Source organism: Streptomyces sp. NPDC058663, assembly GCF_042716745.1.
In the GTDB taxonomy this organism is placed as follows: Bacteria; Actinomycetota; Actinomycetes; order Streptomycetales; family Streptomycetaceae; genus Streptomyces.
In genome coordinates this window covers 16,908-27,551 of the sequence record NZ_JBHXRV010000077.1, presented here as the reverse complement: position 1 = coordinate 27,551, position 10,644 = coordinate 16,908, and the positions used below count along the sequence as shown (strand labels likewise).

Here is a 10,644-nt window from a genome sequence, read left to right as displayed (position 1 = left end):
GCGCCCAGTGCCCCCCTCGTCCCGCCCTTCGCCGGTCCCCTGACCTGGTGTTCCAACCCCCCGTAGCCCCCACCCCCACCCCCCCCCGGGGGGCCCCCCCCGCTCGTACGGTGGGCGCCCCTCGGCGGTGGTCCGGGTGCCGGGCCCGTCCGGGTGCCGGGCCCGTCCGGGTGCCGGGCCCGTCCGGGTGTCAGACCGTCCGGGTGTCAGACCGTCCGGGTGTCAGACCCGGTTGCGCAGCAGCGTGCGCATCGTCCGCATCGCGACCGACAGGTTCGCCAGGTCGAAGTCGTCCGAACCCTGGATCTCCTCCAGGGTGGTGCGGGCACGGCCCAGCAGGGCCGCGTTCTTCTCCTCCCAGGCCTTGTAGCGCTGCTCCGGGGTGGAGCTGCCGTTCCCGGCGGACAGCACGTCCTGGGTCAGGCCCGCGTGGGCGGCGTACAGGTCCTCGCGGATGGAGGCACGCGCCATGGACTGCCAGCGGTCGGCGCGCGGCAGCTCGATGATGCGGTCCATCAGCTGGGTGATGCCGAGGCGGTCACCCAGGTCGTAGTACACCTCGGCGACATCCATCGGGTCCTTCTCGATGCGGTCCGCGATGGCCACCACGTCGAGGATCGGGAAGGCGGACGAGAAGCCCGCCACACGCAGTGCCAGCTCCTCGGGGACGCCCACCGCAGTGAGCTCGTCCAGGATGCCCTGGTACCACTCCAGGTCCGCGCCGCGCAGCAGCCCCGGCAGGTCCCGCCAGACCGCGGCCACGCCGTCCCTGAAGAACTCGACGGTCTCGCCGATCTCCAGCGGCTGCGGCCGGTTGCCGAGCAGCCAGCGGGTGCCGCGCTCGACGAGCCGGCGCGAGTGCAGCCGGATGCGGGTCTGGACGTCGGCGGCGACCTTGTTGTCGAGTGCCTCGACCGCGTCCCAGACCTCGCTCAGTCCGAAGATCGCGCGGGCCGCGAACTGCGCCCGTACGACTTCCTCGGTGGACGCGCCGGTCTCCTCGCGGAGCCGGTGCAGGAACGTCGAACCACCGGTGTTCACCGTGTCGTTGACCAGCACCGTGGTGATGATCTCGCGGCGCAGGGCGTGCGCGTCGATCTGCTCGGCGAACTTCTCGCGCAGCGGTGCGGGGAAGTAGTCGTGCAGCAGGGTGCGCAGGTGCGGGTCGTCCGGCAGGCCCGTGGAGATCAGTTCGTCGGCGACGGTGATCTTCGTGTAGGCCAGCAGGACGGCCAGCTCGGGCTGCGAGAGCCCCTTGGAGTTGTTCAGCAGTTCGCGGATCTGCCGGTCGTTGGGCAGGAACTCCAGGGCCCGGTCCAGGTGTCCGTCGCGGCCCAGCCTGCGCATGAAGCGCTGGTGCGCGTGGAGCAGCGAGGAGGACTGGGCGACCGCGTTGGACAGGGCGGTGTTCTGCGCGTAGTTGTTGCGCAGCACCAGGGTGCCGACCTCGTCGGTCATCGCGGCGAGCAGCTTGTTGCGCTGCTTGACGGTCATGTCCCCGTCGGTCACCAGGGCGTTGAGCAGGATCTTGATGTTCACCTCGTGGTCGGAGGTGTCCACGCCGGCGCTGTTGTCGATGGCGTCGGTGTTGATCCGGCCGCCGGTGCGGGCGAACTCGATGCGGCCGAGCTGGGTGGCGCCCAGGTTGCCGCCCTCGCCGACGACCTTGACCCGCAGGTCCTCGCCGTTGACGCGGATGGCGTCGTTCGCCTTGTCGCCGACGTCCGCGTTGGTCTCGACGGTCGACTTCACGTACGTGCCGATGCCGCCGTTCCACAGCAGGTCGACCGGCGCCTTGAGGATGGCCTGCATCAGGTCGGAGGGCGTCATCTTGGCGGTACCGGCCGGGAGGCCCAGGGTCTCGCGCATCGCGGCGTTCACCGGGATGGACTTGGCGCTGCGCGGGTGGATGCCGCCGCCCTGCGAGAGCAGTTCCTTGTTGTAGTCGGCCCAGGAGCTGCGCGGCAGCTCGAAGAGGCGGCGCCGCTCGGCGTAGGAGAGGGCCGCGTCCGGGTTCGGGTCGATGAAGATGTGCCGGTGGTCGAAGGCGGCCACCAGGCGGATGTGCTCGGAGAGCAGCATGCCGTTGCCGAAGACGTCACCGGACATGTCGCCGACGCCGACGACCGTGAAGTCCTCGCTCTGGGTGTCGTGGCCGAGCTCGCGGAAGTGCCGCTTCACGGACTCCCAGGCGCCGCGGGCGGTGATGCCCATCCCCTTGTGGTCGTAGCCGACGGAGCCGCCGGAGGCGAAGGCGTCACCGAGCCAGAAGTCGTAGGCGACGGCGATCTCGTTGGCGATGTCGGAGAACGTCGCGGTGCCCTTGTCGGCGGCGACCACGAGGTACGTGTCGTCCTCGTCGTGCCGTACGACGTCCTTCGGCGGGACGACCTCGCCCGCCACCATGTTGTCGGTGATGTCCAGCAGTGCGGAGATGAAGGTGCGGTACGAGGCGATGCCCTCGGCCAGCCACGCGTCGCGGTCCACCGTCGGGTCGGGGAGGTTCTTCGCGACGAAGCCGCCCTTGGCGCCGACCGGCACGATGACGGTGTTCTTCACCATCTGTGCCTTGACCAGGCCGAGCACCTCGGTACGGAAGTCCTCGCGCCGGTCCGACCAGCGCAGACCGCCGCGCGCGACCTTGCCGAAGCGCAGGTGCACACCCTCGACGCGGGGCGAGTACACCCAGATCTCGTACGCCGGGCGGGGTGCGGGCAGGTCCGGGATGGCCTGCGGGTCGAACTTCATCGACACGTAGGTGTGCGGCTCGCCGCTCTGCGACAGCTGGAAGAAGTTCGTCCGCAGCGTGGCCTTGATGACGGTGAGGAAGGAGCGCAGGATGCGGTCCTCGTCGAGCGAGGCGACCTGGTCGAGTGCCCCGTCGAGCTCTTCGAGCAGCCCGTCGGTGAGCTCGGTGCCTGCCTTCTGCCGGCCGGGCGACATGCGCGCCTCGAACAGCGAGATCAGCAGCCGCGTGGTGTGGACGTTGGTACGGAGGGTCTCCTCCATGTAGTCCTGGCTGAACATCGCTCCGGCCTGGCGCAGGTACTTGGCGTACGCGCGCAGGACGACGGCCTGCCGCCAGGTGAGACCGGCGCCGAGCACCAGGGAGTTGAAGCCGTCGTTCTCGGCGGCTCCCGTCCAGACCGCGGCGAAGGCGTCCTGGAAGCGTTCGCGGGCGTCGTCGCCGAGGTAGTCGGCACCGTTCTGGCCGGGCTGCTGGGGCATCCGCAAACCGAAGTCGTAGATCCACGCGTGCGTGCGGTCCGAGCAGCGCAGCTCGTAGGGCCGCTCGTCGACGACCTCGACGCCGAGGCGCTGGAGGACGGGCAGTACGGCGGACAGCGAGACCTGGTCGCCGGTCCGGTAGATCTTGAAGCGGCGCTCGCCGGGGGCGGCGCCCACCGGCTCGTACAGGCTGAGCGCGAACTCCTTGCCGCCCTTGCCGAGCTGCTCAAGGTGGAGCAGGTCGGCGACGGCGGAGCGCGGCGAGTGGTCGGCCTTGTAGCCCTCGGGGAAGGCGTGCGCGTAGCGGCGCTGGAGCTCGGCGGCGCGCTCCTCGCCCAGTTCGGAGTTGAGTGCCTCGCCGAAGCCGTCGGCCCAGGAGCGGGCGGCCTCCGCCAGCCGGGCCTCGATGCGCTCGACGTCGCCCTCGGTGAGGGTGGTCAGCGCGGTGCCGGTCTCCACGCGGACCACGAAGTGCAGCCGGGAGAGGATCGACTCGGTGTTCCAGGCGGTGAAGTCGACGCTGGTGCCGCCGAGCTCCTCCTTGAGGATGTCGATGAGCCGCAGCCGGACTGCCGTGGTGTAGCGGTCGCGGGGCAGGTAGACGATGGCCGAGTAGTAGCGGCCGTACTCGTCCTGGCGCAGGTACAGCCGCAGCCGGCGGCGCTCCTGGAGGTACAGGACGGAGGTGACGACCGAGCGCAGCTGGTCGACCGGCGTCTGGAACAGCTCGTCGCGCGGGTACGTCTCCAGGATCTGCAGGAGGTCGCGGCCGTCGTGGCTGTTGGCGGTGAAGCCGGCGCCCTGCAGGACCTCGGCGACCTTGCGCCGGATCACCGGGACGCGGCGCACCGACTCGGTGTACGCGGCGGAGGAGAACAGGCCGAGGAAGCGGCGCTCGCCCACCACGTTGCCCTCGGCGTCGAACTTCTTGACGCCGACGTAGTCGAGGTAGGACGGGCGGTGCACGGTGGCGCGGCTGTTGGCCTTCGTCAGGACGAGCAGCTTGTGCTCGCGCGCCTTTGCGCGCGCGTCGGCGGGCAGCCTGCTGAACGAGGGCGAGACGGGGTGCGTCTCGTCGTCCTCGTGGTGCTTGGGGTCCGACCGCAGGACGCCGAGGCCGGTGCCGGGAACGGCGGCCAGGGAGTCGTCGCCGGTCAGCTCGTACTCGCGGTAGCCGAGGAAGGTGAAGTGGTCGGCAGCCAGCCACTGGAGCAGCTCGCGTGCCTCGTCCACCTCCTGCTCGGGGAGGTCGGCCGCGCGGGGCTCGTTCGGCAGCTCGTCGGCGATGCGCAGCGCGCTGTCACGCATCTTCTCCCAGTCCTCGACGGCCTCACGGACGTCGGACAGGACGCGCAGCAGGTCGGCGGTGATCTGCTTGAGGTCGGCGCGGTCGGTCTCGCGGTCCATCTCGACGTGGATCCACGATTCGACGATCGCGTCGTGCGGCAGGTCGCCGTTGATCTGCTTGGCGAGGACCTCGATGAGCTTGCCGGTCACATCCCGGCGCACCAGCACCTGCGGGTGGATCACCACGTGGATGCCGCGGCCCTGCCGGGACAGCTCGTTGGTCACCGAGTCCACGAGGAAGGGCATGTCGTCGGTCACCACCTCGACGACGGAGTGGCTGCACGTCCACCCGTTCTCCTCGACCGTCGGGGTGTGCACCCGTACGTTCGCCGTGCCCTGCGGGCGGTTCGCCGCGAGCCGGTGGTGGGAGAGCGCCGCGCCGTAGACGTCGACCGGGTCGCGGTCGCCGATGTCCTCCGGTGCGGTGTGCAGGTAGTAGCGCTGGAGGTACGCGAGTAGGGCGTCCTGGTCGGGTGCCCCATCGCTTTCGGACCCAGTCGGAAGTTGTCCCCCCGCCGGGCTGTTCTCAGCTACCCGGGCGGCCCGTGCGAGCAGCTCGGCCTTGGCTTCGTCCAGCTTGGTCTGCATGTCCTCTGGCTCCTGTCGCGCGCCGTTGCGTGACGTAGGTGGTGAAGAAGGTGACACAACGACGTGACGCGGTGTTTCCGGTCGAAGTCGACGTTATGCCGCGGTGAGAGATGCCCGTGACTTTATTGGCCATGTTCGGCAGCGGGTCCGGGTTCGGAAAACCAGCGTGGGCCCGGGCACGGTGGTGCGCCGGGCGAGGGCCGGGGGCTGCACCGCCCCCGAGGCGTATCGCGCTGATCACGGCACCAGGCTATCCCCCCTTGCCCGGGAGGCGTTATTCGCGGGGCGTTGGACAAAGTGCGGAGGACTTCGACGCTTTGTCCACCACCCGCCCTGGGGTTCGGGGCACGTCGACCGCCCCGGACCACCCGGAGCGCCCGTCCCCTCAGGCGGCCATCTCCTCCGCGAGCCGCACCGCGTCCGCCAGCGAGTCCACCACCGGCACCCCGGCGGTCGCCAGGGCCTTCCTGCTGTGCGAGCCGCCGGTGTAGAGGACCGCGCCCGCTCCCACGTGTGCCGCGGCCAGTGCGTCGTCGACGGCGTCGCCGATGACCACGATGCGACGTGGGTCGACACCCTCCAGTGCCGCGAGGTGGCGGACCATGTGCTGCGCCTTGGTGCCGCCCGAGGGGCCCGTCCTGCCGTCGACCCGGACGAAGTGGCGCTCGATGCCGTACTCCCGTACTACAGGCACCAGCTCGTCGTGGCCGTACATGCTCAGCAGGGACTGGCTGCGGCCGGCCGCGGCCCAGCCGGTGAGCAGTTCCTCGACGCCCTCGGTCAGCCCGCAGGCCGCCCGCAGCCCGGTGTAGTGCCGGTGGAAGGCGGCATCCATGACCAGCCACTCCGCGTCCGTGGGGGCGCGGCCCATCAGACGCTCGTAGAAGAGCGGGATCGGTATGCAGTACAGCTCGCGGTACGTCTCCAGGGTGATCGACGGCAGGCCGATCTCCGCGAAGGCGGCGTTGCTCGCGCCGATGACCGCGTGGATGTCGTCGAGCAGGGTCCCGTTCCAGTCCCAGACCAGGTGCGTCCTCATGGAAGAACGGTACCCACGGGGTACGACAACGCAGCCGGCAATTCCATCGCCGCAGGTCAGCCGATCAGTCCGGGGATCTCCTGCACACCGAACCACAGCAGCTCGTGGTCCTGGGCGCCGTCCACGGTGAACTGCGCGTCGTCGTCCCCGAGGTCCGCCGCCCCCAGCGCCGCCGCCGCGGCGCTCACGTCGTCGCGGGCGTCCTCCGCGTCCGCGTGCACCGCCGCCGCCTTCTTCAGCGGTACGGAGCCCTCGACGCGCACCTCGCCGATCGCCCCGGCGTCCATCCCCCGGCCGTCCGGGTCGGCGGTCACCGCGCCGTCCGCCACGTCGACCGCGAGCACCACCCGGCGCCGCTCGGCTGACGGGTCCCCCGCCACCAGCCGCAGCGAGGCAGCCGCCGCGCGGCCCAGGGCGGCGTACTCCAGTTCCTCGATGTCGTCCGAGACGTACCACTCCCGCAGCCCGGGCGTCACCGCGTAGGCGACCAGGGGGCCGGGGGCCAGCTCGCCGGCCTTGTACGCCGCTGCGAGACCGGGAAGGGTCAGGGGTACATAGACGCGCATGGCTGTCGCTTTCCTCGTGGGACGTGGGGCTCTGGGCGTGGCGCCGGTGGATCGGGTCCCGGTGCGCCTGTTTTCGGTACATCGGGTCTCGGTGCACCGGGTCTCGGTGCGTCGGTTGTCGGTTGTCGGTGCATCAGGTGCATCAGGTGCGGGGCTTCCCTGATCGGAACGTCCGCTCCACCGGGCCATCAGGATACTTCCGGGTCCCCCATCAGGGCGGTGGAGCCCCCTCCGTCGCCGTCCACTCCGCGCCGCACGCCCCCCGCGCCCGCACCCCGCAGCGGGGCCCCGGCCACTCTGATAGGTGAATCCGGGGGCCGGGCCCGGGGGCCGATCACGCCCCTTGCGGCTGCTCCCCGCCGCCCCGTACAAGATCCCCAACGAGAAGTTACCGCCCGGTATGACCCGGGCCCGGCAGAGCGGGGCGCTCAGCATGAACAGGACCCAGACCCGGCCCGGCACCACGCGCCGCGACCCCCGGACCCCCGGTGGCGACCGGCCGGGAACCACTGGCCCCCGCACCACGGGCCCGGGCACGCCCACCGGTGGCCGCAGCACGGGCTCCGGCGGCACGGCACTCCGCCCGCCGCGTGCCCCCGCGCCCCTGCACCACCAGTTCGCGGTGCGGCTGCTGGCCGTGCTCAGCGGCGAGCGCCCGGTGATCAGCATGCTCCACCAGGTGATCGGGGAGGCGTACGACCAGCTGGTGGAGCTGGCTCCCCGGACCCCGTTCCGCACCCGGGGCGCACGCCCCGTGGTCCGCAGGTGCGGCTGCTTCCGCCCCCGCCCCGACGTGATCGAGGCCTTCGCCATGATCGGCGCGGGCCCGCAGCTCCGCGCCATGGCCTTCCGCCTGGAACAGCACGCCGACCGGCGCTGGCGCTGCACCGCGGTCGACCTCGGCGGCGAGCGCGTCGCCCCCGGCCGCAGGGGTGCCGGGGTGTGAAAACGCCTCCGGGCGCGCACTCCCCAAGGAATGCGCGCCCGGATCGGGCCGAGCACGGCCACGCGGCGGCCGTGGAGCTGCCGCCTACTTCTTCCTGCGGCGCCCCGTCGTCTTCTGCGCCTTGCGCCGCTCGGCCCGGGTCAGCCCGTCCGACGCGGAACGGGTCGGTCCGTCGGCCGCGTTGTCGAAGTCGCCCTCGACGACCCCGCCCTCACCGTCCACGGTGGGCGCGGAGAAGTGCAGCCGGTCCGGCCGCTGGGGCGCTTCCAGGCCCTTGGCGCGGATCTCCGGACGGGAGGCACCGGCGGGCACGGCGTCCTCCTTGGACATGGAGAGGCCCGAGTCCTGCACCGGGACCTCCTCGACCTGCTGCTCGACCTGGACCTCCAGGTTGAACAGGTAGCCGACGGACTCCTCCTTGATGCCGTCCATCATGGCGTTGAACATGTCGAAGCCCTCGCGCTGGTACTCCACCAGCGGGTCCTTCTGCGCCATGGCCCGCAGGCCGATGCCCTCCTGGAGGTAGTCCATCTCGTAGAGGTGCTCGCGCCACTTGCGGTCCAGTACGGAAAGCACCACGCGCCGCTCCAGCTCACGCATGATCTCCGAGCCGAGCTGCTTCTCGCGGTCCTCGTACTGGGCGTAGATGTCGTCCTTGACGGACTCGGAGATGAACTCGGCGGTGATGCCCGCGCGGTCGCCCGCCGCCTCCTCCAGGTCCTCCACCGTGATCTTCACCGGGTAGAGCTGCTTGAACGCGCCCCACAGCCGGTCGAGGTCCCACTCCTCGGAGAAGCCCTCGACGGTCTCCGCCTGGATGTAGGCGTCGATCGTGTCGTCCATGAAGTGCTTGATCTGGTCCTGCAGGTCCTCGCCCTTCAGGACGCGGCGGCGCTCGCCGTAGATGACCTCGCGCTGCCGGTTGAGCACCTCGTCGTACTTCAGGACGTTCTTGCGGGTCTCGAAGTTCTGCTGCTCGACCTGCGACTGCGCGGAGGCGATGGCGCGGGTCACCATCTTGTTCTCGATCGGCACGTCGTCGGGAACGTTCGCCATCGCCATGACGCGCTCGACCATCGCGGCCTTGAACAGGCGCATCAGGTCGTCGCCCAGCGACAGGTAGAACCGGGACTCGCCCGGGTCGCCCTGACGGCCGGAGCGGCCGCGCAGCTGGTTGTCGATACGGCGCGACTCGTGCCGCTCGGTGCCCAGCACGTACAGCCCACCGAGCGCCTTGACCTCGTCGTGCTCCGCCTTGACCGCCGCCTCGGCACGCTCCAGGGCCGCGGGCAGCGCGGCCGCCCACTCCTCGATGTGCTCCTCCGGGTCCAGGCCCTGCTGGCGCAGGTCGGCCTCGGCGAGGTCGTCGGGGTTGCCGCCGAGCTTGATGTCGGTGCCTCGTCCGGCCATGTTGGTGGCGACGGTGACGGCGCCCTTGCGGCCGGCCTGGGCGATGATCGGCGCCTCGCGGTCGTGCTGCTTGGCGTTGAGTACTTCGTGCTGCACGCCGCGCTTGGACAGCTGCTGCGAGAGGTACTCGGACTTCTCGACCGAGGTGGTGCCCACCAGGATCGGCTGGCCCTTGGCGTGCTTCTCGGCGATGTCGTCGACGACCGCCGCGAACTTGGCGACCTCGGTGCGGTAGATCAGATCCGACTGGTCGATGCGGACCATGTCCCGGTTGGTCGGGATCGGCACGACGCCCAGCTTGTAGATCTGGTGGAACTCCGCGGCCTCGGTCATCGCCGTACCGGTCATGCCGGACAGGCCGTCGTACAGGCGGAAGAAGTTCTGCAGGGTGATCGTGGCGAGGGTCTGGTTCTCGTCCTTGATGTCCACCCCTTCCTTCGCCTCGATCGCCTGGTGCATGCCCTCGTTGTAGCGGCGGCCCGCGAGCACACGGCCGGTGTGCTCGTCGACGATCATGACTTCGCCGTCGATGACGACGTAGTCCTTGTCCTTCTTGAAGAGTTCCTTGGCCTTGATCGCGTTGTTGAGGTAACCGACGAGCGGGGTGTTGACCGACTCGTAGAGGTTGTCGATGCCCAGCCAGTCCTCGACCTTGGCGACACCGGACTCGTGGATGGCGACGGTGCGCTTCTTCTCGTCGACCTCGTAGTCGCCGGTCTCCTCGATGCCCTTCAGCGGGTTGCCCGGCTCGCCCTTCTTGAGGCGGGTCACCAGCTTCGCGAAGTCGCCGTACCACTTGGTGGCCTGGTCGGCGGGACCGGAGATGATCAGCGGCGTACGGGCCTCGTCGACGAGGATCGAGTCGACCTCGTCGACGATCGCGAAGTTGTGGCCGCGCTGGACCAGTTCCTCCTGCGACCAGGCCATGTTGTCGCGGAGGTAGTCGAAGCCGAACTCGTTGTTCGTGCCGTAGGTGATGTCGCAGGCGTACTGCGCGCGGCGCTCGGCCGGCGACATGTTCGCGATGATGCAGCCGACCTCCAGGCCGAGGAACTTGTGCACCCGGCCCATCAGCTCGGAGTCGCGCTCGGCGAGGTAGTCGTTCGTGGTGATCAGGTGCACGCCCTTGCCGGACAGGGCGTTGAGGTACGCGGGCAGCGTGCCGACGAGGGTCTTGCCCTCACCGGTCTTCATCTCCGCGACGTACCCGAGGTGCAGGGCCGCGCCGCCCATCATCTGGACGTCGTAGTGGCGCTGGCCGAGGACGCGCTTGGCCGCTTCGCGGACGGTCGCGAAGGCCTCGGGCATCAGGTCGTCGAGGCTCTCGCCGTCGGCGTACCGCTGCTTGTACTCATCGGTCAGGGCGCGCAACTCGGCGTCGGAGAGGTTGACGAAGTCCTCTTCGATGGAGTTGACCTGGTCCGCGATGCGGTGCAGTTTGCGCAGGATCTTGCCTTCGCCTGCACGCATGAGCTTGTTGAAGACGGACACTGAGGCTGGTCTCCTTGCCGGTCGGGCCT

Annotated in this window: 5 protein-coding genes; 1 reads left to right on the top strand and 4 read right to left on the bottom strand. The window is 70.1% G+C overall.

Going from position 1 to position 10,644, the window contains the following annotated elements; all coding sequences use genetic code 11:
* Positions 1-222 precede the first annotated feature (222 nt).
* The 3 genes from ACFWVV_RS35720 to ACFWVV_RS35710 all read right to left on the bottom strand — a co-directional run bounded on the left by ACFWVV_RS35720 (position 223) and on the right by ACFWVV_RS35710 (position 6,768).
* Positions 223-5,163: an NAD-glutamate dehydrogenase gene (locus tag ACFWVV_RS35720; protein WP_384357976.1), complete on the bottom strand. Its 4,941-nt coding sequence runs from the start codon at positions 5,161-5,163 to the stop codon at positions 223-225.
* A gap of 385 nt (positions 5,164-5,548) precedes the next feature.
* The gene (locus tag ACFWVV_RS35715) at positions 5,549-6,202 is read right to left on the bottom strand and encodes an HAD family hydrolase (protein WP_384357978.1); all 654 of its coding nucleotides are present in this window, start codon (positions 6,200-6,202) and stop codon (positions 5,549-5,551) included.
* A 56-nt stretch (positions 6,203-6,258) separates the two neighbouring features.
* Positions 6,259-6,768, bottom strand: coding sequence for a DUF6912 family protein (locus ACFWVV_RS35710; RefSeq protein WP_384357980.1), 510 nt, complete (start codon positions 6,766-6,768; stop codon positions 6,259-6,261).
* 433 nt (positions 6,769-7,201) lie between these two features.
* Between ACFWVV_RS35710 and ACFWVV_RS35705 the strand changes: the two genes are divergently transcribed.
* Positions 7,202-7,714, top strand: coding sequence for an Rv3235 family protein (locus ACFWVV_RS35705; protein WP_384357982.1), 513 nt, complete (start codon positions 7,202-7,204; stop codon positions 7,712-7,714).
* Positions 7,715-7,798: 84 nt separating this feature from the next.
* Here ACFWVV_RS35705 and secA read toward each other — a convergent pair whose 3' ends face one another.
* Positions 7,799-10,615, bottom strand: a complete 2,817-nt coding sequence (secA, locus tag ACFWVV_RS35700) for a preprotein translocase subunit SecA (protein WP_384357984.1) — start codon at positions 10,613-10,615, stop codon at positions 7,799-7,801.
* Positions 10,616-10,644: the final 29 nt, after the last annotated feature.

What these genes read in the sequence shown, in the direction of transcription:
- ACFWVV_RS35715 (WP_384357978.1), bottom strand. Translation starts at nt 6,202, where the DNA reads ATGAGGACGCACCTGGTCTGGGACTGGAACGGGACCCTGCTCGACGAC.
- ACFWVV_RS35710 (WP_384357980.1), bottom strand. Translation starts at nt 6,768, where the DNA reads ATGCGCGTCTATGTACCCCTGACCCTTCCCGGTCTCGCAGCGGCGTAC.
- ACFWVV_RS35720 (WP_384357976.1), bottom strand. Translation starts at nt 5,163, where the DNA reads ATGCAGACCAAGCTGGACGAAGCCAAGGCCGAGCTGCTCGCACGGGCC.
- ACFWVV_RS35705 (WP_384357982.1), top strand. Translation starts at nt 7,202, where the DNA reads ATGAACAGGACCCAGACCCGGCCCGGCACCACGCGCCGCGACCCCCGG.